Here is a 24511-nt window from a genome sequence, read left to right on the forward strand (position 1 = left end):
CTCCTGGTATACAATCAATTTATGCGCTTTTTATCGCTTTAGAAATTAGTTGATTACTGAGCATCAGCCAATGGGCTTGATGCACTCTTGATTGATGAAGCGCTTGCAGTTCTTGTGCTTTACTCTGCGTTAGTTTCATCTGACTCTCCAATAAAGCACTTAGAGGAACCAACCCACGACCAAATCGCTGCTTTAGTTTTTGAATTACTGCCTCTTCTTTCTCTGCTGTTTGTCGACTTAATTGCAACTCGTAAAGAGTTTGTTGCTCGGCACGCCGTATTTGCTTTAATTGTAATCGCAGCTGATTTCGTTGCTCATCAAGCTCAAATTGAATTTTTTTTGCATTTGCACTTGCTACCTGGACAGCGCCAGCGCGCTCGCCCGCACTAAATAAAGTCCAGTTAGCACCTAGCGCAATCGTATCTGACGGAAGGCCTGAACCTATGGTATTGCCATTCCAATCATGTCTTAATTGCATCGACACTTGGGGCTTATAGAGTGCCAAAGAGGCAGCAATTACCGCTTTTTCTGCTTGAAGACGTGCATGAAGGGTTTTAATTGATGGATTATCATTGATTGCTCGTGTCATCAATAAAAAGTTGAGTTTTGTCTTTGCACTCAAGGTTGTGTGCCGACTTGGTATAAAGGTGCTTTCGGGACTACCAAGCAACGTTCTAAAGCCATCAAGTTCATCTTCTGTTTGAATTCTTGCATTAGATAAACCAAGAAGAGAGCTGTTTAAGTAAGCCTCTGCCATTAATACATCGCTATTTAGGGTAATAGATTGCTTTTTTAGGTCCTTGGTTGTTGACAGAAACACCTTTGCTCGAGCAACCTGTCTTTCAGCGATGCCTACCAGTTCCTTGGCTGTTAAAAAACGCTCATAGGACACATAGACTTCATACGCCAGTTGATTTTGAGCTTGTTGATTGCCACGTTGTGCGGATGCAACTAAAGCACGCGTCTGTGCTTGCTGCGCTTTTATTCTTCCTCCAGTATAAATAGGAACGCTTAGTTTAAACGCAGTATCCAGATTACTATAATATCCTGGGTGGTTTAATGCTTGAGGCTTGGTATATAAGGTATTTAGTCCAGTATATTGATTGGCGCCAAAATCAGCAAAACTGGCATTCCCTTGACTTAGTTTATAACCAAATACCGACATCGGATTATCAGTCCTTGCTCCGCTTACCTCAAGGTCTAATTGTGGCCAACTCATACTTTTTGCTTGCTTTGAGGCCCCGACCGCTGCTTCTATTGAAGCGTTTGCCGCATGGATTTTAGGGTTATTAGCGAGCGCAAGCTGAATCGCTTTAGAATATGAGATGGGTACCGAGCCTGCGCAAAGAGAAGTCGACAGTGCACTTATTACAATAATAAAAGCACTGTGTTTTCTTGGGGTAATACTACTTAATAACATGACAGAAATCCTTAAAACATTAGAGTATTCTAATGAATGGAGCGATTTTTATTCTTTGCAATAAATTAAATAAAGCGTTGATAAAACAGCTTCCACTTCGGGTTTGCTAATAAAATAATAAACTCGAGTCCCTTCTTTTCTTACCGAAAGTACACCTTCGCGCCTCATTTTAGCTAAATGCTGTGAAAGCGCAGATTGAGACAAACCGACAAGGGGTTCTAGTTCGCCAACCGTGCATTCTTGTTTGAGGAGATAGCATAGAATGAGAAGCCTTTTGGAATTGGCTAAAAGTTTAAGTAATTGTTCAGCCTTAGAAGCATTATTTTTCATCACTTCAAGGCTAGTGTTTATTAATGTATTCATAGGGTCATTATATTAGAAAATTCTAATATTTCAATGTCAGGTACAATCTTTTTTTACGAGTAGTTAAAGTCGAGCAACCGGGTCTTGACTTAATCACACTGTGTTTAGGTTACGGCTTCAAATCTGTCTCAAAATAATGGGCATACTTATTTGCGACTTCTATCCTAATTATTTCATGATGTATTTCACGTAATTATAAAATATACGTTATTTTATTGTTATTACTACAGAGGGATACTTAAAGGAGCGAGATTAAAGTGGGGCCAGAATCGATGTTTTTATGAGGAGCCATAGGCCAACTTGATTATCGGTAATTAGACGCCTCTTTGTGTAAAACAAACATTGAAAATGTAACGCATTTGTTATACAATTTAATTATGAAAAGTATTGGAGTGAATATCATGAATAAGGCGGCGACAATTAATGCTCGTATTGAGCCTGCTCTTAAAATACAGGCGGAAGAGATATTACATAAAGTAGGTTTATCTGCTGCTGAGGCTATTCGGCTTTTCTATAGTCAAGTATGTCTTCAAAATGGTCTTCCATTTGATGTAAAAATACCGAACAAAAAGACGCTTGATGCAATTGAAGAGCTTGAGTCAGGTAAGGGCGAACGATTTAAAACAATGAAGGATGTTTGGAATTCTATAGATAATGCTTGAATTAGAACTGGCTACTCAATTTAAGCGTGATCTTAAAAAGATAGTAAAGCAGAGGAAAAATAAAGATCTTTTAGATTCTATTTTAGATCCCAAGCATAAAGATCATAATCTTTCAGGAGATTGGCATGGTTATCGTGAGTGTCATATAACCCCTGATTGGCTTTTAATTTATAAAATCATTAAAGATGATTGTGTGCAGTTGTTAAGATTATCAAGAACAGGATCTCATTCTGATTTGTTTAAGTAAGTATGGCATCATTCTAATGCGTACTTCTAAGAATATTAGTCAAATCTCTTTTAGGTTGAACATGGAACTTTTAGATAAAATTAGCGCTCTGGAAGAAGAAGCCTCCCAATTTGGGTTCAAGTGGCAAAGTGCAGACCAAATCATGAATCAAATTCACAGTGAGTGTGATGAAATCAAGGAGCACTTGAATCATGATAGTTCTAAAGAAAATCAAACTGCTTTGCAAGAAGAGATTGGTGATTTACTCCACGCAGTGTTTTCGCTGTGTATTTTTTGTAAGTTAAGCCCAAGAGTAACACTTGGACAAACGCTGACTAAATTTGAAAGACGATTACGAGCGGTTAAACTGATTGCTGAGGAACGTGAATTGATTAACCTTGAGGGTCTATCCCTTAATGAGTTGATGCATATTTGGGATAGGGCTAAAGAGTTAGTTGGGTAAAGAGCTGTAATCTCATTATTAAAAGTTAAGCTGAATTCTGGGTCTTTTTTGTTGTGCGTGGAATTAAATTCTGTAGTGAGCTAACCAAGGGACGTCCTGTATACATAGAAGTCATAGTTGTGCCTGTGCGCAGCTGTGATTGCCATTGAATTGAGATCATCCTTGATCTCGCTAGTGTTTCAACATCCTGTCAACAATCCAGCTGCGCCAAACAATTACATTGTAGCTTTATATTAATAAAATAAATTGATTTGTTTGCTTATTTTTTTGTAAGATATTTCTCAAATTAAATACTGATATACCTTGGCGTTCGTTTCAATCGACCATGTATGTTTAATGATCTATTTGATCCAATTAACGTACATACACTTCAATCCTGCTTTTTATTTTTTATCTACTTTTATCTAATCTTGATAAGTATATGACAAACAACAATATAATTGGGTAGCCGTTAAAATTACATAAATTAAGACACTTTTTGTTTACTTGGCTTAAGAAAAAAAAATATTGATGATGCTTTTATCCAACCTTACTCCGAACATGCGAAAAGAGATTCGTTAGAAATTTATTCAAAATTAAGCTTAGCTGATGCACAAGATAAATATAATGATGTTATTGGAGACTTCCCAGTCTGATATTTTAAATTTTTGCATCAGGGCGCAAGTTCTGGAGCGCTACGCCAATTAGAGTATTCTCACAAAAGTTTAATTGGGGGTAATGGGATCTATACAAAAACAGCATCGATAGTTTTTATAAGTCCAATAGTTTATACTATTGGACTGTTTGCAATTATTTGAAAATTAAGTATTATTGATATCTAATTTGGCAATTAAACTTTTTGCAACGCCCGTTGCAGAAAGTTTTTGAAATTAAGTTATCGTAGTCGTATAATTTTCGCTCACGACAGGACAGTGAGCAAAAATTTTGTGCTTGGAAGACAAATTGAATTGAAATCGATTAGTCAATCCAACAAAGGAACCAAGTATGTCAAAAGAAATAACTTTTCATCTCGATCATGATTATAAGTCATTTTTAAGTGCGCTTAAAACTCAAATAAAATCCTCACAATTCCGTGCAGCACTGGCCGTAAATCAAGAAGTTATCAACCACTATTGGTACATTGGCAAACAAATAATTGAGAAACAGAAGCAAAAATCTTGGGGAACGGGCTTTATTGAAACATTATCTCGAGATCTACAGAATTTATTTCCTGAAACCCGGGGTTATTCAGTAGCAAACATCCGACGAATGAAACGTCTTGCCGAGGAATATCCTGATTTAAATGAAATTCGCGCACAAGCTGTGCGGGATTTACCTTGGGGACATATTGTTGTTTTAATACAAAGAGTTAATGATGCTATCATGCGTGATTGGTATGTAAGTCAAACCATTGAAAATGGTTGGTCACGCTCAACACTTGAAAAAAATATTAATCAAAATTTATATCAATCTCAAGCTTTATCCTCTAGTAAAGCATCTAATTTTATACACCGATTACCAGCGGCACAATCATCACTTGCGCAAGAAGTACTTAAAAGTCCATATAATTTTGATTTTTTAGGTCTTCATGATGATGCACTTGAGCGCGAAATTGAGCATGCTTCCATTGCACATATTACCAAGTTTTTATTAGAGCTGGGCAAGGGTTTCTCATTTGTTGGTAGTCAATATCCGATGGAAATTGATGGCGAAACTTATTTCCTAGATATGCTCTTTTATCATTTAAAACTTAGGGCATTTATTGTTATAGAATGGAAGGCAGTTCGCTTCAAACCAGAACATGCTGGACAATTAAATTTTTATCTCAACTTGGTTGATCAGTATCTTAAAACGGAACACGATAACCCTAGCATAGGTTTATTGCTTTGCAAATCAAGAAGCAAAGTCATTGCTGAGTATGCTCTAAAAGGCATAGAAAAACCAATAGGCGTTTCTGAATATCAACTTACAAAGGCAATTCCTGAAAACTTAAAATCAAACCTGCCAAGCATTGCAGAACTTGAAGCAGAATTCAGTGAAGATAATATTGATGGTAGTACGCATAAGACCAAATGATCTATTTATTTTAAATTAGAGTGTGACCATGGCAAGTATTCCTATACCACAACCATTAATAGACACTTGCCAACAGCTTAAAGAAAAAAATTGGCAAGCATTTATGCCACCATCTTTTGCGCCATATGACCTAATTTTTTGTCTCGACTTTTTAAAACAATATGATAACAATAATGCCACATTTGAATCATATCGTCGAGAAGTAGAACGATTAATTCAATGGGCCTGGCTAATTGAGAAAAAATCATTACTGGATTTGAAACGGCAAGACATTGAAAATTACATGCAATTTTGTTTCAATCCACCAAAATCATGGATTGGATTTAAAAAAGTAGCACGATTCATTACGCATAACGGCGAACGCATTCCCAACCATGAGTGGCGCCCATTTGTAGCCACTGTAAGTAAAATTGATCATAAAAATGGACTGAGGCCCAATAAGCAAAACTATCAATTATCACAAAAAGCAATTCGTGAAATTTTTACGGTGCTGAGCAGTTTTTATAATTACTTGGCCTTAGAGGAAAAAGTATCCATTAACCCGATTACTTTGATCAAACAAAAAAGCAAGTATATCCAAAAAACTCAACATCAAGCACAAGTGATGCGCTTGAGTGAAAAACAATGGCGAACTTGTCTTGATACAGTTAAAAATATGGCAAATAATGCGCCCGATAGACATGAACGGACATTGTTTATTATTTCTGCGCTTTATTTATTGTACTTACGTATCTCTGAGCTATGTGCCAGTGATCGTTGGACTCCAGAAATGCGACATTTTTATCAAGATAGCCAAGGATGTTGGTGGTTTAAGACGGTAGGAAAAGGTAACAAAATGCGAGATATTGCCGTACCTGATGACATGCTTGCAGCACTCAAGCGATATCGTGTCAGTATGCAGTTAACCCCACTTCCTTCAATGAATGATCAAAGCCCTCTATTACCTAAAGAAAAAGGTAAAGGAGCAATGACTAGTTCAAGACACATTCGTCGCTTGGTTCAAGACTGCTTTGATAACACCATACAAAATTTAAGAAGCACCGGCTTTTCAATAGAGGCTGATAGTTTTGAGTCAGCAACAGTACATTGGTTGCGCCATACAGGTATTTCCGATGATATTAATATGCGTGGGCGGCCTGTTGCGCACGTACGAGATGATGCTGGTCATAGTTCCAGTGCTATTACCGATCGATATAATGATATTGATCTCCTTGAACGACATCAATCTGCCAAATATAAAAGACTAATGTCGAAAGAAGATTAATCAGGAGGTGTACCAAAATAATTCTGTCAGCAATGCTGACAGTTTCGCATTTTACTTTAACAGATTTCCGCAACACCGCTGCGGAAATCTGTTATTAGCTAGTTTACTGCCGGAGATAGTGACAATTATCACAAATATGAGTTGGATTACATATCTGGGGCAAAAGCGAACTGAGATCCAATAGATACCATGCCAGGCTTGAGTTTATCTCATAATTTATGACATTCAGTGAGTGACAAAAAATCCAGGGGAGAATCAATAAAATTAGTGTGACACGCAACCGGTTTGATTATAATTAACACTTATTTGTGTGATATAGAAACTCTAATTCGCTTTTGCCCCAGATATGTAATTCAACCCAGTATAGCGAGAAAAACAAAAAATACGCTGCTCTCTGGAGTCTGAGTAGATTAATTCGGGATCAATATTTTGCCATGTCTCCTTTATATGAGTATTCAGTCCACGAGTAAAGCAATGCAAACCAAATTCAATGACAAACGCATATCGAATTTCAGGCTTATTTGTAGCTTCCTGTTGAACAAATTCCCAACGCAATTCGTTTAGATGATCGAGTTGATATACTTTGCTTTTGTAAATAAATGGATTCCACGTTTTAATTGTACATACCTCTTATTGTTATTTTGATTTTATCAATGCAAACTGGATTACTTGTTAAGCAATAAATAATCCCCCCGCTCCATAGCAATGGTAATGAATGCACTATATCTTAATGGGCTTGTGCTCCTACGGGCTTTAGTTCTTTTTGAAAAGTCCAAATCAAACCTAATATAATAATCCCCATCCAAGTTATTGATTTGCACCATGAAGCATAATAATAAAGCTGTATGAAGTGTTGTGGCTGATTTAAAATGGGAATTACATTAGGGGATGAAAATAAACTGATATTATTACTTACAATAATTGGTGATGCAAAAAGGAAAAACCCTTTTAAAATAAGCTCATGATTCTTCATTTTAACAGAAGAAAGAATAATCAAAACAAGCGCAGGCGCTAGAAGCAAAGCAAACCTTTGACGTGGTCAAGTAAAACGATACAACCCAGTTAAGCTACTTTTTTCAAATTCATTTCCCTCTGTTGCTCATATTGATTTGGAGACACATATCCCAAAAACGAATGAAGCCGCCTGCTATTATAAAACATAGCAATATAATCCAAGATATCTTGCTGTGCTTCATAACGAGTCTGGTAGTTTTTCCACTGCACCAGTTCTTGCTTCAGTGAACCAAAAAAACTTTCAGCCACTGCATTATCCCAACAATCTCCTTTACGACTCATGCTCCCTTACAACCATGCTGAGCCAAAAGCTGTATGTATGGTTTACTGGCATACTGAACTCCTCGATCGGAATGAACAATAAGCCCTAGCTCTGGTTTTCGCTGCCAAATTGCCATCTTTAGTGCGTCGCAGACTAAATCAGCTTTCATTCGAGAGCTCATACTCCAGCCCACTACTTTTCGTGAATACAAATCTAAAACCACTGCCAAATAAAGCCAGCCTTCCTGCGTCCAAACATAAGTGATGTCTGATACATATGCTCGATTAGGTGAGTCAACGGTAAACTGGCGATTTAGCTCGTTATTAAATAAAGGCTTTTGTGTTTGCTGTTAGTAGTTACCTTGTATTTCTTTCGATAACGAACCCACACACCAGCCTCTTTCATCAGTCTGCGCGTCTTATTCCGACCAATAGGATAGCCCAATGCATTCAGAGCCTTCCTCATACGACGACTTCCGTAAGTCTGCTGAGAGGACTCGGAAACCTTTTTAATCCAATCCATTAATTCAGTGCGCTCTGGGTTATCTGGGTGACTTTGCCGTTTGGAGTAACCGTAGTACCCATTGCGCTTCACGCCCAGTAATCGACACATCAGGTCGATAGGCCAGGTCTTCTTATGTCGGGCTATAAACGCATATTTCACTTCGTTTCTTGAGCAAAGAAGACCGCCGCTTTTTAATATTTCTTTTTCCATCTTCAGCCGTTTGACTTCTTCCCTTAAGCGGCGTATCTCTACCTGTTCTTCTGTAAGTTTACCCAGGCCTCGGCGCTTGACCCTCCTCTTGCACAGCCTCTTTTACCCAACGGCATAGCAGCTCGTACTTGACTCCAAGGCTTTCTGCTGCTGTTTTGCGTTCATAACCTTGTTCCAAAACAAGACTAACAGCATCCAACTTAAATTCTTTTGAATATTTTACTCGTGTTGACATTTTTTCCTCCAATTAAGAGCATTATATCCCTTAACTGGGTTGGTCGCTTCTATTAGACCACGTCACTTGGCCAGTAAAAAATATGAGTTATTGGGGTAAATAAATCGCCATAAGAGGAAAATACCCCTGATTTTAAAGCGGTTTCAAAAGAAAGCGACAAATAGGACAGAACTAACAGTAAAAAAGAGAAGTAGTGTATTGGTGTTTTTAGATTTATGCGCATTATAATAGTTCCTTTTTTTTGATCACGGTGTGAGCGTGCTTTAGCTCACCGCTTATTCTTTAGGATATAGTGTTCTTCCAGAAACGGTTGCTATTGCTTCTATAGGAATCGCATGTTCCTCATCATTAGAACAATTTAGGCTGATGATGCTAGCTATAGCATTGCTGTATCGTAATCAGGCCTAATATGTGTATCTGACGAGGCGATACATAATGTATTTCCAATGAATAATTTAAAACGTGCTTGGCTTAGTTTTTCTGAGACGTCGAAAGTCTTTAGAGTAACTCCTGATAACACTGTCCCAGGGGAAATTGTTTTTTCCTTGTGAGCCTTATCAGATGGAAGCTCAAATTGTTTTGTTACTATAATGTGCGCTGTTTTCCCTCCTTCAACATAAATTCTATTGGGTTTTTCTGATGAAGTCGAATTGGTATTTTTTGCTTTGCTTTTTATTAAAAGGAGATCAGGCGGCATTGGGCCGATAATTTTTAGTTCTGGTGAAGCCCAATAGATGGCTTTATTATTGCCTAAAAGTTTATAAGGCAAAAACACCACATCATGTTCCCCCATATTCCAAAAAACACCACAAAATAGATGCTTATCACCTATTGTAGAGCGGTTTAATAAATTACCTTTGCTGTCTGTAAAGCGATCGCAATAATGGTTATTTTGGGTCTTTGGCACTTTTAATGGTGAATACGCTAATTGAATTTCGCCATTGGCACCCATAAGAAACAATTGCCGTGAAGCAGTTGCATAGAAATCATAGCTCAATTTAGCAATGAATGGAGACAAAAACAGCACCAAGATCCCTAGCTTTATACCCAAACGCCGCGATGATTTTTCATCGAAAATAGAAAATAGAATGCACCACGTAAGCACAAGCCCCAGAACAATGATACAACCGTTAGCAAATGTTAAGAACACAATACCTCTCTTGTAAAAACTATCTATGCAAATGGTTACCATTTTATCATATTATTTTTTATAACATTTAATCTTATTAATTAGCTCATTTTTATTGAGTGCATCTATTTTATGTATTATCTTCTTAGGATTATGCCCTTGATCGAGCAATTGTTTAGCCCATGTCATTCAGCACCCTAATGGGACCACTTTGTCATCACCTAAAGGGACCACCCCATTAGCACTTAATGGGACCACCTAGTCATCACATAAAGGGACCGGGCTGTCAGCAGCTAAAGGGACCACCCCACCTATCAAACTTTGGTTAAAAATGAACATAATTTTCTCTGTTTATTCATAAATGGGGAAATGGATGTCAAACCGGAGATTTGAGATGCACGAATATATCATTATTATTAGCCAATTGCGTCAAGGCGCTACGCTCAGAGGGCTGTCCCGTGACAAACTTGCCGATAGAAAACGCTTAGGGGTGCGTGACATTGCGATAGAGCAAGGCTGGTTAGAAAAGGATAAGTCAATCCCCACAGAACAGGAACTGGCGTTATTTTTGAAAAGAGCAGTGCCAATAGCTTTTTGAGCATACAGCCATACCGGGTGAAGATTGAAGAATGGACCAGACAGGGCGTTCAGGCCAGCACTATCTATGCTCATTTACAACGAGAACATGGTTTTAAAAGTAGTTATAGCGTTGTTCAACGCTATATCAAGTCTTACAAGGAAAAACAACGAGCGGTCACCACGATATTAGAGTTTAAACCGGGCGAATCAGCACAGGTTGACTTTGGGCAAGGACCTAAAATTACTGATGGCAAAGGAGAGGAACAGAAGACCTGGATCTTTGTGATGGTGCTCTCCTGGAGCCGTCATATGTATGCAGAAATGGTCTTACATCAGGATGTTGAGACATGGCTTGCCTGCCATCGGCGTGCCTTTGAATGGTTTAATGGTGTTCCAGAAAAAATAATTATAGATAACGCGAAGTGTGCGATTACAAAGCTTGTTACCACAACCCTTGCGTTCAAAAGGCATATGGGGAGTGCGCATCAGGCTATGGTTTTATTATTTCCCCATGTCCTCCGTATGATCCCCAGAAAAAAGGCCGAGTTGAATCCGGGGTTAAGTACGTTAAAAACCGCTTTGTTCCACTGCGCCAGTTTAGAAGCTTAAACGATGCGAACGAGCAGTTAAAGATCTGGTTAATACAAGAGGCTGGCGCGCGCAACCACGGCACTACTCATGAAAAGCCTTTGGTTCTATTTGAAATTGAACAACCTCTTCTTAAAAAACTGCCTAACCATCCGCCCGAGTTTGCGGCGTGGGAAAAGGTCAAGCTTCATGGTGATTGCCATGTGCAATACAAGAAATGCCGATATTCAGGTCCATATCGCCTCGCACGGCAAGAGCTTTGGCTTAGAGCAACGGATACAACTATCCGACTGTATTTCAATCATCAACTGGTAGCACTCCATCCGAAACTCGAAATACCAGGCACCAAACATACAATACCAGAACACCTTCCACCGAATGCTTTGGCTTACTCGATGCGAGATGCCCAGTGGTGCCTAAAGCAAGCACATGAAGTTGGAAGCCAATGCGTGATTGCTATTGAGGGACTATTAAATGATTCAGTCGTAGATTATCTTCGGGCTGCACAAAGCATTCTCGGTCTTAGGAAAAAATATGGCGATGACCGTCTGGAGGCTGCTTGCCATAGAGCGCTTGTTTTCAAAGCGTGCATTATAAAACAATCAAGACGATGCTAGAGGTTGGGGCTGAAAAGCAAGCCTTACCGCATGAGGAAGAACCGACAACATTGGCCAAACCCTATTCGGTAGGGGAAAGTTCTGCCGGAATACGTCCCACTTATTACACTAATACAAACAACAGGAGACAAATGATGATAAACCCGATGCCCGAGCTATCTTCGCAGTTAAAACAACTACGGTTATCGCATGTTGCTGAGAACATCCCGCTGCGTAACCGTGAGTCTATAGAAAAGAAGCTAAGCTACCCTGAGTTTCTGGGATTACTGCTTCAAGATGAGTTATTAGGAAGGGAAAACAAAAAATTAAGAACACGAATGAAGCGTGCACGTATCCGTGGTGACAAGACGATAGAATCATTCGATTTTGACTTTAACCTTAAAATCAATCGCGCTCAAATACAGGAGTTAATCTCGTGTTCATTTATTGCAGAAAAAGTTCCCATTCTCATCGTAGGACCTTGTGGAACAGGGAAATCTCATATTGCTCAAGCCATAGCTCATTGTGCGATACAAAGAGGAATCGATACACTCTGGCTTTCGCAAAATCAACTCTTTAATGAGTTGCAAGCAGCTAGAGCATCAGGTCGATTTGATAAAAAGTTCTCAGAACTGGTGAAAATGCCACTACTAATCATCGATGATTTTGGACTAAGACCATTACGCAACCCCCAGGATGAGGATTTTCACGACCTAATCTCGGAAAGATATGAGCGTGCATCAACGATCATTACATCCAATCTGGACTTTAGCGAATGGGGTTCTGCTTTCCCTAATCGATTACTTGCTGCAGCCACTATCGATAGATTAAGACATAATTCATATCGGGTTACATTAGATGGTCCCAGTTACAGAGGAGAGCGAGAAACAAAAAAGCGAAAATAACATGTATAATTAACTAAAAGTGGACAAGTTTGATAGGTACCGTTTTGACATTTTAGGCGGTCCCATTAGCTGCTGATCGACGGTCCCTTTAGCATGCTGAATGACAGCCCATAACATAAACACATCATCCTCGGTGAGAATCTTAAAAAGAATACGTTTTAATAAAGTCTTCGTGTGAACGTTTCAGATGTGATTTAACCTCCTCCAAAAACATCTGATATTGCTCAGTCGAAGAAAATAAATCCATGTTTAGATACCAATGTGCGCCATATTTCAAACTCATGGCATTTGATATAGCGGTACGAAAAGCGACTTCTATTCTCTCTAGGGCATCGATAACTAATAAGCGTAGCTCTCTATCAAAGGCATACAAATTTAAAAGATCCGAAAATCGCGTGTTAGGTTTAAATTGGCTAGTGTTTGTCGCAGAGCTAATGAGAAAAGGCTTAAAATAAATCATCAAACGATAGTAACCAATGGTCGTCAAATACTGGCTAGCTTCTTGTTCATTATCCAACAATAGCCCTTTTTGCCGTAAGTGATGTATTTGTTCTGGTATGGAAAGAGGTGGTTTATTAAAAACCATTTTTGAATGCATAAAGTAAATAACCCGCCCTGGTCCGCATTATTAAGAGGCGTGGCAGGTATGGTTAATTATATTATAACCCGATTGCGCTCAAAATCAAATACGATTGATTGTCATTAATGTAATTTAAACAGAATGTGCAACGTAACTGCCTGAATCACCGTACACGCCAATTCCCCATAAGAATGTTATAATTAACCGATCGTTAAAAGTCCTCATTTAAAGATTTTTGATTTAGGAATTATGGTGTAAGCAATGGATGTGAGTGTAAAAGAGTTTTTGATAACGCTATATATCGTAGGTGGATTAATTACCCTAAGTTATTCTATCCACAGCTTTCTCAATTTTCGACGCTTAAAAATATATTACAATAATAATTTGCTGCTAAAAAGGCCTGATATTAAACGCTATTTGATTCTTAACCCTCTCCCTTTGGCCATATTTTTTTGTTATCGAAAAAAGCCCTATAGAGCGATTTTCCGAGCTATTTTTTAAACATTATGGTGATGAGGGGCATACTTATTTTAGAAGCCAAGGGCTTAAAAACTTTTTAAATGACCTATTCAAAGGAAAAAATCGTTATAAAAAGTATCAAATACACACACTTTGCTGGCCAATTGACAAAAACTCTCAAGATTGGATTGAGCATGAGCGATTTTTTAAAGGCAATAATTTCTATGCGCGGATTGGGTTGAAGGAAGAGACACAGGTCTATTAGCCTATATGTACATAAAACAGTTAGCCCCTAATTTTGATTTTGGCTCAACTGGAAATTATAATAGTGAGGTTTGGGAGTATGGAGAGTCTCTACCCTGGATTATAATGCACCATTGCCGGAATGGGTTCTAAAAGCTATTTAAATAGCTTTTAGAAATATTTTCTTTTCAACCTATAGAGATTATATTTGGGATATTGAGTTGCAATTTAATTAAACAATAATGTCCCAAAATTCCATCTTTCTGGTACTGAACAAATCCTCTTTTGTATATTATATGTTGTCCTTGGTGTTGATTGAACTTGAAACAGGAACGTGCAATCTGTTTTTATCAATTAAATCCAGATGCTTTGGAAGTCATCTATCAAAAGTAAATATTTAAATCATATGATAGATGTAACCCTCTTGTTTTCTGCCTATCACTAAAGTGTGTACCCTTGTGATATCAGAAAGCCAGTTTTGAAATTGTGTGTAATGGCTCGGCATTGGCCATCAATGCTCTTGCTTTTTTAGAGACTTTAATAAGAAAAGGCTAAAATCAAATAGCTGAATTTGTTTAAATAGTTTCGAGATCCTCATTGAGCGTTTATTATTACGGGGAAGGAAAATAATTGTTTGGTCATAAAATGGTCGTGGAGCAGGGTAAAATCCAACTGGAGCACCAAAATGTTCACATTCTTCACTAATAAAGAACCAGTCTTTACTATTTACAGAAAAAAGATCAAATTGGTTTAATAAAGAAAATACGGACTGTGAGTCTAAATGAACTGTATATAGTCTACCGCAAACAGGAAACTTTTTATTTAATTTTAAGGCAAGATATCGAGCTGCTGAAAAATGATGAGATCCCCCACTATTACATAAATGAATGCGGTTGTTATCCCATGCATAGCAATAAAATGAAGGATTATTGAATATTCGTCCGCCCTCCCACTGCAAATTTTTATTTAAATTTTGTTCTGATATGTCGGCGATTAAATTATGGTTAACTGTTGTTGCGAAATCATCAAGGGTTTTAAACAGGCTCAGATCTGATTTTGATGCGCCAAGGCAATCAATATCGCGAATATCACACCACCAATTTTCTGTTTCGTTAACTGTGACAATATATTCTAATTCTGGGATATATTGTTGTGTTGAGTAGTATCTTTCCCTTAGATTCATGGTGTATTTTTTATCAAAATAAAAACTATCCCACCTGTTCCAATGAATTATTTGATCCGCGTTAGCCGTTTGGGGAGGTGTTTTTAATAACATTTGTAGCTGAGAGTGACTTTTGATTTTTTTTATAAATCTTGATGGGTGTAAAAAACCTTCTTGTATCGAATCAACAATTAAATTAAGTACAGTCCCCATGCTTATCCTTTGTTTAGACGTGCGTTCAACTAGCTCAAAAGCTATTAAAATAATGCTAAAGAAGTATTCCTTTTACTATTGATGAAATACTGTTTTTTAGTTGTTTCCCATTATATATTTAAAGTGTTCAGGTTTTTTTTGTTTTAAAATGAGTTGTGTAGTTGGCTGTAATATCATCAGCCTCTAACTTGTATTGATTAAGACGTTGTTTGACAGTTTGACTGTCTTCAAACTTATTATCAGAGGCTATAGATTTTATAAATTGACGAGCGTTATTAACTAACTTTTCTAACAAGCTCTTATTTATTATTTTTATATTTTTACTTGGAGAACACGCATACTCAAAACAAGCAGATAAATGAATCATAATAGGTACACATTTAGCACCATTGCCATAATTGTTATTAAACCAAATTTCAGAACCATTCAGCTGATTACAATCGTGTTTACAAATAAGATCAGTGGTTGCACCATTTTTACATTCAATAACTAAAAATTTTAAATCATCCAACAGCCAGAGATTATCTGGTCCTTTTCCATAATCATTTTCGGGGCGTTGGCCTATAAAGCCAAGTAGGTATGCTAACTCTTTAAAAGCATCCTCAAATATATTTGCAGTGCCTTCACTAAATACAAGTTTTGAAAATACTCCCTCTGCATAGATAATAAGTTTGTTTCCATCTTTAAATTTTTCTTTTAAATAGTTAGAACATTGTATTGCTTGTGATCCGGTATGATTTTGTAGTGGCCTATAACAGATGCCTTCGATTGGTTTAAGAACTCTTAAATTATCAGATATAGCGGATAGCTGAGTTTTTTGCGATTCCACCTTATCGTACTTGTTTATATATTCCGACATGTATTGTTTTAACACGCCTCTTAATAAAGGATCTTCAGTTGACCTATTGATTTCATTCAAAATTCTATTTGCTGCTTCTTGTGGTTTCCCAGAGCGATCTAAATCGTAAGCCTCTCTTAAAGCTATTTTTATTGGGTCAGTTTTATTTTGATTGGAATAATTTAAGTCTGCCATAATACCTCTGCTTAACTTAACCCATTGAGGATCCCTTTTTAGACTGTAGTTTATGACAGTTTTAATCTCATCAGCTCCCTTATCTTTTATTTGGTCTGCTATTTGCTCTGATAATTCTAATTGAGCCTTTGTCGCGGGTGAAAATAGTTCTAAAGTTTCGCTCGTATAAAGCTGAGAAGTAAGATCTTTCCCCATAAGAAAAATGACGCAATAATCATCATTAGATCTAATTCCTCTCCCCATCCCCTGTTCCACTTTATGAACTATTTGATTTACTCTGTTCGAACTACCTGCAAGCTCACTCTGGCGAATTTTATCAATATTATTTCGGGCTGCTGGTAATCCATCTATAACTAATAATCGGCAAGCATTTTCGGGTAAATCAATCCCATCATATTTGTTAACTAAAATCGTTAAGCCAATATGAGTCGTTTTAAGTTGTTCAATTCCATGAAGCATACTGTCTTTATTTAAAATGAGATCCGCTGCATCCTCCCAAAACTCCACTCGCTTGTTAGAGGGGACAATAACTACCACGTTATATTCTTTGGATAATTCCAAACATAATGCTTTAACATCACTATCGAACATATTGGTGTTAAGAGCTTGTGGTAATAAGATTAATCTGTCACCTACATCCCCCGCTGAATCTGGAGTGATGGGGGTATTAAGATATTGGGGGCTTACACCAAAATGAGTCGTTAAGACGCTATCGTCCGATAATGTGGCGGTCATAAATATTTTTCTTGATGCATTACTCAGAGACGGAATCACATCAATTGGAATACAATTACTTGTAATTTCAATGTCATGCTTACTAATCACGCAACTACATCGCTCTAAATTTTCTTTTATTAATGCCCATTTAAATTTTATTTCTTCATGATTTTTGTTTTCAATTAAAACCTGCATTACATTACTAAGATTTTCTTGCCAGTTCCAATATGGGATTAAGATGTAGGCAAAAGGATCCCCTGATTTAATCTCCAAATATTTTGCTTCCGACTGCCTTTTCATTGCCTCTTCAAAAATACTAAATATTTTTTTATGTGCCGGGTTAGAGGATGATACATTCAAAGTGAATTGTTCTTCGACTGTATTTACGCATGCATGGGCATCATCAATAAGGATCGTTTTAATGGGTATTTTAGTTCCTTCATCCCCAACACCAAATACTGATTTTCCGTTAATTAATTTATATATATTAGTTACTAAAATTGCTTTCCCTTTTAAAAAACTCTCATTTTCAGGGTCATCGACTGCATTTAATCCAAGATCTTTTGCTTCGGATAAAACTTGCTCTACTAAAAAATTATCTGGAACAATGTAAACTACAGGTCCTTTCTTCTCATTCAAGCAACTTTTTAAAATTAAAAGGCCAACCACTGTTTTACCGCCGCCTGTATTCATTTTTATGACCAGGTTTCGTTCCTCTTTTCGGTCAAACCACTTGCTCCATACTTGAGATTGCACATCGCGGGGATAATGGAATTTGTTTGATTTTTTATTGGGTAACGCATTAAAAATTTCTCTCGGTTTTAAAACAGTATCAACAGTTTGTCCCGTACCCAATTTGGAAAAATCTAATGCCATTTAATGTCCTTTAAAGTTTACTGTTAATCCATATTGGCCAAAGAGTAATTAGGCCTGTAATTGCAATTTTAAGTGCATGTTCAGCGCATCAGCAACCTTCACCAGGGTCTCTAATGAGGGAATAAATGAACTATTGCCACTTTCAAGGCGAGAAATAACCGATTGTTTGGTTCCAATTTTATTAGCCAATTCAGATTGTGTCATATGTCGCTTTTTACGGGCATTTACAATCATTACTGCTATATTATTAATAATTTGCTCACGCTCATAGTGCTTGGCAAATTCTTCATCTTGATTGATTTTATCGTCAATAAATTCATTTAAGGTAAGTGCTTTCATTCTCGTATACCTCCATCATTCGTTTTTCAGCCAGTTCAATTTCTTGCTTTGGCGCTTTTTGTGATTGTTTTTTATAGGCATGTAAAAGAACGATGATTTCTTTTTGAATGCACACATAAAAAAACCGATAACCACTGCGCGATGTTTTAATTTTAATTTCCCAAAGCGAGCCTTTTATTTGCCTGAATTGTACCCTTGGGCTGTCAAACCCTAGCTCTTCAATACTCTTTAAACAACCAGCAAGTCGCGCTATCTCATCGGACGGCAAATCATTTAGAAATTCCGCCACGGGGTTTTTGCCCGATTGTTTTTGGTAAAATTTTATTTTCATAATAATTTATAGCATAAATGTGATAATTTGGAAAGTATTTAACTAAACTTAATCCATGGATTTTAGTTTATTGCTTAACGTTTCCGAGTTATTCAAAGATTCTAGTTTATCGAGCAGTTCCTTGAGCGGTCTATGATTTTTTAGTAATGGATTTGCCCACAAAAACAAGATATCGTCATCAGTTAATATTTTTTGCACTATATCTGGTTTTTCCTCCAGTAAAATCTCTACAGCACAAGCTACTAACCATTTAGAGGTTGATAATTCACCTTTTGCGATTTCTTCAATGGTTTTTGGCGCAATACTTTTATCTTTATTGAAAAGCGTTCTGGCTTTTTGGTGCAGTTTTTCTGATTTGTTATGAATGGATAATAATTCAGAAAATATCGCCTGTATTTTCAAGGAAACATCTGTTTTTACATTTTCAGATAATCCTAGTTGATTAAGCAGTGTAAGCGCTTGCTGTTTTTTTTCATCAGGAAGGCTTGCTGTCTTTATTTTAAGTTGCCCAATAGCGGCACTTATCATGGCATCATAAACATTCAAGTCGATGTGTTCTTCAAAGCATAACCTGCTGAGCTCATCAATAGCATCAATAAAACTACCTGGTAATCGGATCCTAAAATCTTTTTGTTCGGACAGAGCCTTTGTGGAAAAATAATGCTCAATAGCCACAAGATTATTCATGTAGTGCTTTAGTTCAATGGCTTCGTCCTGGCTTAATTTGTCCCAGCTATCGAATTCATCGCAGTTATTTGCTTGAAATGAGCCATAGGTTGTTTTTTTATCGGCTGATTGCACGTGAACTCTAGGTGGTTTATTCATGTTTGCTTTAACGGCAAACGATAGTTTTTTCATGAATCTACTCCTGTTAATGGCCTACTCCCTACGGTAGGGAGTAGGGCAATAGTCAGTATTTATAATCGGGTATTCTTTCTATTCTGTTATCAATGAATTCAACCAGTTGATCGCAATAGACTCCTTTTATCGGTTTATAGGGTATCACTGGCCACACTAGCATGTCTGAAAAGTCTTTGTTAAGGTAAAAGGAAATATTGTATAAGTCTTGCGCCTCATCCAACTCGATACAGACAAAACCATCTAAATAACGCGCATGAACTCTTATTGCAAGTGCATTAGATGATAGTTCATGCCATTTAGATACGCCCCAAGACCAAACGATCGCTTTATTCGTGTGCAGCAATTGTTGCTGGATAATTTCTGGAATAGTCATTGTGTTCTCCTATGTTTTTACTATGTGTCATTAGGACAAGAACAATATAACAAGGGCAGCAATAAATATCAACATTTTTGGTAAATAATTTTTATAAATATATTTTATAATAATTGTTGACGATTACGCGCTTTTTTGAGATACTGTATTTGTTCCTTGAGAACAATAGTAAAAACATAGGAGAAAACATAATGTTACCCATTTTATCAAAAGAAAAACTATTTAAATTAGCCCCTTCCATATTCACACAAGAAAGTTCCCACAAAACAAGTGATCAGTACTCACCCATCTCAACAGAGCAAATCATTGAAAAATTAATGTCAGAAGGATTTTTTCCAACTTGGGCAACTCAGACCAAAAGCCTGAGTCAAGAATCGAAAGCATTTGCAAAACACATGCTCCGTTTTCAACGCCATGATGTCATTCAAAATAATCAGGGACTTTATCCAGAACTTGTTCTTATCAATTCTCATGATGGCCTGTCTTCTTATCGCCTAATGGCGGGTCTTTTTCGGGTTGTGTGTGGTAATGGAATGATTGCGGGACAATCCTATGACGAAATTAGAATTAAACATCAGGGAGATGTTGTTGGGAACGTTATTGAAGGTACTTATAAGGTGATTGAAACCGCGAACAAGATGCTCGATGTATCAGATGATATGGCTTCAATTCATTTAAACGATACTGAAAAGATGATTTTTGCCGAAGCTGCCCATTCTCTAAAATTTTCTGATGATGAGGGCGCAATGATCGTTGCTCCTGAGCGTTTATTGCAACCAAGGCGTTATGTGGATCAAAAAGATAATGATTTGTTTACGGTGTTTAATGTCCTACAAGAAAATTTAATTAAAGGAGGGATCCGTGGCCATCGTTTAAATAAATACGGTTACACCACTCGAACAAAAACGAGAGAAGTAAAAGCCATTGATCAAAATGTGAAATTAAATCGTGCGTTGTGGACGTTAACCGAAAAAATGATGGAAATAAAAAGGTAAAGGAATTTTTTAGAGGCAAAGAAAAATCCCTTTGCCTCATCTTGAAAATAGCGTGTTAACAATAGCAAGATAAAAGGAACATTGATGAAATTAAGACTATACCACGGACGCAATACCCCAGAACAAGAAATGGATGATTGGGGCTTTGAAGGAGCAACACTTTTTGGTGTTGATGGCATTATCTGGACATACGGAGTTCCTAGAGTGTTTTTTATTAATGATGATTATTTTAATATAGCCAAGGAAGTAACCGGTTGGGATGAGATTGCTGATGGTTTAGAGATGCGTGTTTATGAGGATTTAATTAAAACCAAAGAGGGGTACTTTGGGGATTGGGAATTAATTGGAATATAAGTTGTAGTAGTTCAAACTTGATCTGACAGTTGCCGGTTTTTCGGTAGTGTTCAAATAACTGTGTCATCTCTAAAAAATTGATATAATTTGTACAATTTTGTAGAGGTGACAATGAATAAGAATAAAAAAATAGATTTAGCGAATTTTGATTTCAATGATTTCAAAGCAGATGCGATATCTCAATTAAAATCAGGTCAATCCTTGACGGGTAAAGACGGGATATTAACGCCGTTAATCAAAGAACTATTAGAAGCTGCTTTGGAAGGTGAAATGGACACGCATATGGAAGCGTGCCATGAAACCGGACTTACGAATCGACGCAATGGCAAAACGACCAAGACCATACAATCCACTTCCGGTGTTTTTGATTTAGAGACACCAAGAGATAGAGACGGTAGTTTTGAGCCAGAAATTGTCAAGAAGCGTCAAACTGTATTGAATGAATCCCTAGATAACAAAGTTTTAGCCTTATATGCCCTGGGTATGAGCTACGAAGCCATAAGTGAACACCTAGCCGAGATGTATGGTTTAGAAGTATCGTCAGCTAAAATCAGCCTTATCACAGATAAATTACTTCCTATGATTACCGAATGGCGCAATCGGTCTTTGGAGTCTGTATATCCTATTGCTTTTTAGATGCCATGCATTTTAAAGTACGTGTCGAGGGAAAGTGACTAGCAAAGCGTTTTATACAGTTCTTGCAGTAACACCGGAGGGGCGGAAGGATATTTTAGGTCTTTATTTATCTGAAAATGAGGGGCTCGCTTCTGGCTTGGTGTTCTAAATGACCTCAAAGCCCGTGGCGTAGAGGATATCCTCATTGCAAGCATTGATGGGCTTAAAGGGTTTCCTGAGGCGATTGCTGAGGTGTTTCCTAAAACCGAAGTGCAGCTTTGTGTGGTTCATCAAATTCGCAACTCCCTAAAGTATGTAGTCAGTAAAGACCAGAAAGCGTTCATGGCCGATTTAAAGCTTGTGTACAGAGCAACCAGCAAAGAGCTAGCCGAGCATCACTTAATAGAGTTAGAGATAAAATGGGGCAAAAATACCCCGCTGTATTGAAGTCATGGAATAATAACTGGGAGGCTCTATCCCAATATTTTAAATACCCAGAAGAACTCAGGCGCATTATTTATACTACTAACATTGTGGAAGGCTTTCATCGACAAATCCGCAAATACACTAAAAATAAAGCCGCTTTCACCAGTGAAAACGCCCTTATTAAGCTCATTTATTGTGCTTGCCAAAAGTGCTGGAAAAATGGAATCAGCCCATGCACAATTGGGCGCTTATCATTTCCCAGTTACACATCTATTTTGAAGATAGATTAAATATAGGGCTTAGATAACTAGCGAGGTGACACAGTTAGATGAACACTCTCGGTTTTTCAGAAGTGTCTGTCAGGTCAAATTTAGTTTATAAATTTTTCCATCCAGATTTGCTTGCCATCAGTCAATGTTTGCATCGGTGTTCGTCCGCAGCACATTTTGCCCTGATGAGTGCGCTCATTATTATAATAATGGAGCCATTCGTCCAGATCTTTTTGCAGTTCATCCATATTATCATAAAGCTTCTTGCGAAAAGTGATTTGATAAAACTCTTGCAAAATTGTTTTATGGAAGCGTTCACATATTCCATTTGTTTGAGGCGATTGCACTTTTGTTTTGGTGTGGTCAATATTGTTGATGGCCAAATAAAGCTGATAATCATGATGCTCCACCTTGCCGCAGTATTCAGTGCCTCTATCCGTTAAAATACGCAACATAGGGAGTTTATGATGCTCAAAGAACGGTAACACTTTATCATTCAGGATATCTGCTGATGTAATTGGTGTTTTCGTAGTATAGAGCTTGGCAAATGCAACTTTGCTATAGGTATCAACGAATGTTTGCTGGTAAACCCTGCCTACACCCTTGAGCGTTCCAACATAAAAAGTATCTTGTGAGCCAAGATATCCGGGGTGGGCTGTTTCAATTTCACCACAGGCTTCATCGTCAAATTTTTTCTTTTCCAAAGCTGCTACCTGGGATTCTGTCAAAATGATGCCTTCAGACGCTACTTTATCTTCCAGGGCTTTTAGTCGGTCTTTAAAGTTAGCTAAATTATATCGGAGCCATACACTGCGAACGCCACTTGGAGACACAAAAATGCCTTTCTTACGTAATTCATTACTGGTGCGTAGTTGGCCATGAGCTGGATATTCAATTGCATAATCCTTTACAGCTAGTTCAATAGGCTCTTCAACTCGGTTTTTATGGTTAGGTTTTCTACGAGTTTGATCAAATAGAGCCTCAACTCCTCCAGTCTCAACAGCTGATTTGTAGCGATAAAATGTGTCTCGGGATAAACCCATTACTTTGCATGCCCTCGACACATTGCCCAATTCTTCGGCAAGATTCAACAGACCAACTTTATGTTTAATAATTTTAACGTTATTATCTATCATGAGAGTTTTCCTTTTGGTTTTGTTTAAAGTTCGCACTTCTATCAAAACCGGAAACTCTCACTTTTTCAAGTAGTTGTGTCAGATTAAGTCAAAACTAATTCATATAAGTGGTACTTTTTTCTATTCTTTTTGTCTCCTTTTGTTGGTTTTATATCTTATATATGCGTTGATAATTAATAGTTGTCATTCAGCATGCTAAAGGGACCGTCGATCAGCAGCTAATGGGACCGCCTAAAATGTCAAAACGGTACCTATCAAACTTGTCCACTTTTAGTTAATTATACATGTTATTTTCGCTTTTTTGTTTCTCGCTCTCCTCTGTAACTGGGACCATCTAATGTAACCCGATATGAATTATGTCTTAATCTATCGATAGTGGCTGCAGCAAGTAATCGATTAGGGAAAGCAGAACCCCATTCGCTAAAGTCCAGATTGGATGTAATGATCGTTGATGCACGCTCATATCTTTCCGAGATTAGGTCGTGAAAATCCTCATCCTGGGGGTTGCGTAATGGTCTTAGTCCAAAATCATCGATGATTAGTAGTGGCATTTTCACCAGTTCTGAGAACTTTTTATCAAATCGACCTGATGCTCTAGCTGCTTGCAACTCATTAAAGAGTTGATTTTGCGAAAGCCAGAGTGTATCGATTCCTCTTTGTATCGCACAATGAGCTATGGCTTGAGCAATATGAGATTTCCCTGTTCCACAAGGTCCTACGATGAGAATGGGAACTTTTTCTGCAATAAATGAACACGAGATTAACTCCTGTATTTGAGCGCGATTGATTTTAAGGTTAAAGTCAAAATCGAATGATTCTATCGTCTTGTCACCACGGATACGTGCACGCTTCATTCGTGTTCTTAATTTTTGTTTTCCCTTCCTAATAACTCATCTTGAAGCAGTAATCCCAGAAACTCAGGGTAGCTTAGCTTCTTTTCTATAGACTCACGGTTACGCAGCGGGATGTTCTCAGCAACATGCGATAACCGTAGTTGTTTTAACTGCGAAGATAGCTCGGGCATCGGGTTTATCATCATTTGTCTCCTGTTGTT

20 protein-coding genes and 6 pseudogenes are annotated in these 24511 nt (G+C 37.5%); 12 read left to right on the top strand and 14 right to left on the bottom strand.

The genetic code is table 11. The annotated features are described in order from the left end of the window. Positions 1 to 19: 19 nt before the first annotated feature. Together GH742_RS15095 and GH742_RS15100 are read right to left on the bottom strand one after the other, a co-directional pair. Positions 20 to 1420, bottom strand: a complete 1401-nt coding sequence (locus tag GH742_RS15095) for a TolC family protein (RefSeq protein WP_021460639.1) — start codon at positions 1418 to 1420, stop codon at positions 20 to 22. A gap of 48 nt (positions 1421 to 1468) precedes the next feature. Continuing rightward, positions 1469 to 1783 (bottom strand): helix-turn-helix transcriptional regulator, encoded by a 315-nt coding sequence (locus tag GH742_RS15100; RefSeq protein WP_021582658.1) that lies wholly within the window; start codon positions 1781 to 1783, stop codon positions 1469 to 1471. 377 nt (positions 1784 to 2160) lie between these two features. On the opposite strand from GH742_RS15100, the gene GH742_RS15105 reads away from it, so the two are divergent. The 6 genes and pseudogenes from GH742_RS15105 to GH742_RS15125 all read left to right on the top strand — a co-directional run bounded on the left by GH742_RS15105 (position 2161) and on the right by GH742_RS15125 (position 6453). Continuing rightward, a complete protein-coding gene (locus GH742_RS15105; protein WP_239005352.1) occupies positions 2161 to 2445 on the top strand; it encodes a type II toxin-antitoxin system RelB/DinJ family antitoxin in 285 nt (94 codons plus the stop codon). Next, entirely contained in the window at positions 2438 to 2692 is a 255-nt protein-coding gene (locus tag GH742_RS15110) for a type II toxin-antitoxin system YafQ family toxin (RefSeq protein WP_021460641.1), read from the top strand. Before GH742_RS15105 ends, GH742_RS15110 begins: the two co-directional genes overlap by 8 nt. Positions 2693 to 2753: 61 nt before the next feature. Further along, positions 2754 to 3134: a MazG nucleotide pyrophosphohydrolase domain-containing protein gene (locus tag GH742_RS15115; protein ID WP_021460642.1), complete on the top strand. Its 381-nt coding sequence runs from the start codon at positions 2754 to 2756 to the stop codon at positions 3132 to 3134. Positions 3135 to 3594: 460 nt separating this feature from the next. Further along, positions 3595 to 3769: pseudogene (locus tag GH742_RS15645) on the top strand (site-specific integrase); the annotation flags it as partial. A gap of 349 nt (positions 3770 to 4118) precedes the next feature. Next, positions 4119 to 5189, top strand: coding sequence for a YhcG family protein (locus GH742_RS15120; RefSeq protein ID WP_021460643.1), 1071 nt, complete (start codon positions 4119 to 4121; stop codon positions 5187 to 5189). A 28-nt stretch (positions 5190 to 5217) separates the two neighbouring features. Beyond that, entirely contained in the window at positions 5218 to 6453 is a 1236-nt protein-coding gene (locus GH742_RS15125; RefSeq protein WP_021460644.1) for a tyrosine-type recombinase/integrase, read from the top strand. Between the two features lie 727 nt (positions 6454 to 7180). Here the strand turns inward: GH742_RS15125 and GH742_RS15130 are convergent. From GH742_RS15130 to GH742_RS15140, 3 genes and pseudogenes are all read right to left on the bottom strand, one after another. After that, positions 7181 to 7474, bottom strand: coding sequence for a hypothetical protein (locus GH742_RS15130; protein ID WP_021460646.1), 294 nt, complete (start codon positions 7472 to 7474; stop codon positions 7181 to 7183). 41 nt (positions 7475 to 7515) lie between these two features. After that, positions 7516 to 8678 (bottom strand): annotated as a pseudogene (locus GH742_RS15135) (IS3 family transposase). A gap of 376 nt (positions 8679 to 9054) precedes the next feature. Continuing rightward, a complete protein-coding gene (locus tag GH742_RS15140) occupies positions 9055 to 9828 on the bottom strand; it encodes a hypothetical protein (RefSeq protein WP_230305092.1) in 774 nt (257 codons plus the stop codon). 373 nt (positions 9829 to 10201) lie between these two features. Between GH742_RS15140 and istA the strand changes: the two are divergent. Beyond that, positions 10202 to 11703 (top strand): annotated as a pseudogene (gene istA, locus GH742_RS15900) (IS21 family transposase). Positions 11704 to 11728: 25 nt separating this feature from the next. After that, complete coding sequence (istB, locus tag GH742_RS15160) at positions 11729 to 12475, top strand: IS21-like element helper ATPase IstB (protein WP_025520171.1); 747 nt, start codon at positions 11729 to 11731, stop codon at positions 12473 to 12475. A 142-nt stretch (positions 12476 to 12617) separates the two neighbouring features. Here istB (GH742_RS15160) and GH742_RS15165 read toward each other — a convergent pair whose 3' ends face one another. The 6 genes from GH742_RS15165 to GH742_RS15905 form a co-directional block, all read right to left on the bottom strand. Next, positions 12618 to 13073 (bottom strand): Abi family protein, encoded by a 456-nt coding sequence (locus GH742_RS15165; protein WP_021460518.1) that lies wholly within the window; start codon positions 13071 to 13073, stop codon positions 12618 to 12620. Between the two features lie 1195 nt (positions 13074 to 14268). After that, positions 14269 to 15132, bottom strand: coding sequence for a DUF6685 family protein (locus GH742_RS15170; RefSeq protein ID WP_021582677.1), 864 nt, complete (start codon positions 15130 to 15132; stop codon positions 14269 to 14271). A gap of 127 nt (positions 15133 to 15259) precedes the next feature. Then, complete coding sequence (locus GH742_RS15175; RefSeq protein WP_025520167.1) at positions 15260 to 17758, bottom strand: helicase C-terminal domain-containing protein; 2499 nt, start codon at positions 17756 to 17758, stop codon at positions 15260 to 15262. A 48-nt stretch (positions 17759 to 17806) separates the two neighbouring features. Continuing rightward, entirely contained in the window at positions 17807 to 18097 is a 291-nt protein-coding gene (locus tag GH742_RS15180; protein WP_021460513.1) for a helix-turn-helix domain-containing protein, read from the bottom strand. Further along, positions 18075 to 18428 (bottom strand): type II toxin-antitoxin system RelE/ParE family toxin, encoded by a 354-nt coding sequence (locus GH742_RS15185; RefSeq protein WP_021460512.1) that lies wholly within the window; start codon positions 18426 to 18428, stop codon positions 18075 to 18077. The genes GH742_RS15180 and GH742_RS15185 overlap by 23 nt, the downstream gene beginning before the upstream one ends. Positions 18429 to 18476: 48 nt before the next feature. After that, positions 18477 to 18830, bottom strand: coding sequence for a hypothetical protein (locus tag GH742_RS15905; RefSeq protein WP_131795759.1), 354 nt, complete (start codon positions 18828 to 18830; stop codon positions 18477 to 18479). 57 nt (positions 18831 to 18887) lie between these two features. On the opposite strand from GH742_RS15905, the gene GH742_RS15910 reads away from it, so the two are divergent. After that, positions 18888 to 18998, top strand: coding sequence for a (2Fe-2S)-binding protein (locus GH742_RS15910; protein WP_162262799.1), 111 nt, complete (start codon positions 18888 to 18890; stop codon positions 18996 to 18998). 340 nt (positions 18999 to 19338) lie between these two features. Here GH742_RS15910 and GH742_RS15200 read toward each other — a convergent pair whose 3' ends face one another. Beyond that, complete coding sequence (locus GH742_RS15200; RefSeq protein ID WP_021460510.1) at positions 19339 to 19662, bottom strand: hypothetical protein; 324 nt, start codon at positions 19660 to 19662, stop codon at positions 19339 to 19341. A gap of 191 nt (positions 19663 to 19853) precedes the next feature. Between GH742_RS15200 and GH742_RS15205 the strand changes: the two genes are divergently transcribed. The 3 genes and pseudogenes from GH742_RS15205 (at position 19854) to GH742_RS15215 (ending at position 22342) form a co-directional block, all read left to right on the top strand. Further along, a complete protein-coding gene (locus GH742_RS15205) occupies positions 19854 to 20657 on the top strand; it encodes a DUF932 domain-containing protein (protein ID WP_021460509.1) in 804 nt (267 codons plus the stop codon). Positions 20658 to 20741: 84 nt separating this feature from the next. After that, positions 20742 to 21011: a hypothetical protein gene (locus GH742_RS15210; RefSeq protein WP_021460508.1), complete on the top strand. Its 270-nt coding sequence runs from the start codon at positions 20742 to 20744 to the stop codon at positions 21009 to 21011. A gap of 111 nt (positions 21012 to 21122) precedes the next feature. Then, positions 21123 to 22342: pseudogene (locus GH742_RS15215) on the top strand (IS256 family transposase). 34 nt (positions 22343 to 22376) lie between these two features. Here GH742_RS15215 and GH742_RS15220 read toward each other — a convergent pair. Next, positions 22377 to 23457, bottom strand: a pseudogene (locus GH742_RS15220) (IS481 family transposase). Between the two features lie 287 nt (positions 23458 to 23744). Further along, positions 23745 to 24490: pseudogene (istB, locus tag GH742_RS15225) on the bottom strand (IS21-like element helper ATPase IstB). Positions 24491 to 24511 lie beyond the last annotated feature (21 nt).

Source organism: Legionella sp. MW5194 (genome assembly GCF_016864235.1).
Taxonomy (GTDB): Bacteria; Pseudomonadota; Gammaproteobacteria; order Legionellales; family Legionellaceae; genus Legionella_C.

Bases quoted from the DNA above. Each gene is read 5' to 3' on its own strand.
- GH742_RS15095 (WP_021460639.1), bottom strand. From the start codon at position 1,420: ATGTTATTAAGTAGTATTACCCCAAGAAAACACAGTGCTTTTATTATT.
- GH742_RS15100 (WP_021582658.1), bottom strand. From the start codon at position 1,783: ATGAATACATTAATAAACACTAGCCTTGAAGTGATGAAAAATAATGCT.
- GH742_RS15105 (WP_239005352.1), top strand. From the start codon at position 2,161: ATGAAAAGTATTGGAGTGAATATCATGAATAAGGCGGCGACAATTAAT.
- GH742_RS15110 (WP_021460641.1), top strand. From the start codon at position 2,438: ATGCTTGAATTAGAACTGGCTACTCAATTTAAGCGTGATCTTAAAAAG.
- GH742_RS15115 (WP_021460642.1), top strand. From the start codon at position 2,754: ATGGAACTTTTAGATAAAATTAGCGCTCTGGAAGAAGAAGCCTCCCAA.
- GH742_RS15120 (WP_021460643.1), top strand. From the start codon at position 4,119: ATGTCAAAAGAAATAACTTTTCATCTCGATCATGATTATAAGTCATTT.
- GH742_RS15125 (WP_021460644.1), top strand. From the start codon at position 5,218: ATGGCAAGTATTCCTATACCACAACCATTAATAGACACTTGCCAACAG.
- GH742_RS15165 (WP_021460518.1), bottom strand. From the start codon at position 13,073: ATGCATTCAAAAATGGTTTTTAATAAACCACCTCTTTCCATACCAGAA.
- GH742_RS15170 (WP_021582677.1), bottom strand. From the start codon at position 15,132: ATGGGGACTGTACTTAATTTAATTGTTGATTCGATACAAGAAGGTTTT.
- GH742_RS15175 (WP_025520167.1), bottom strand. From the start codon at position 17,758: ATGGCATTAGATTTTTCCAAATTGGGTACGGGACAAACTGTTGATACT.
- GH742_RS15180 (WP_021460513.1), bottom strand. From the start codon at position 18,097: ATGAAAGCACTTACCTTAAATGAATTTATTGACGATAAAATCAATCAA.
- GH742_RS15185 (WP_021460512.1), bottom strand. From the start codon at position 18,428: ATGAAAATAAAATTTTACCAAAAACAATCGGGCAAAAACCCCGTGGCG.
- GH742_RS15200 (WP_021460510.1), bottom strand. From the start codon at position 19,662: ATGACTATTCCAGAAATTATCCAGCAACAATTGCTGCACACGAATAAA.
- GH742_RS15205 (WP_021460509.1), top strand. From the start codon at position 19,854: ATGTTACCCATTTTATCAAAAGAAAAACTATTTAAATTAGCCCCTTCC.
- GH742_RS15210 (WP_021460508.1), top strand. From the start codon at position 20,742: ATGAAATTAAGACTATACCACGGACGCAATACCCCAGAACAAGAAATG.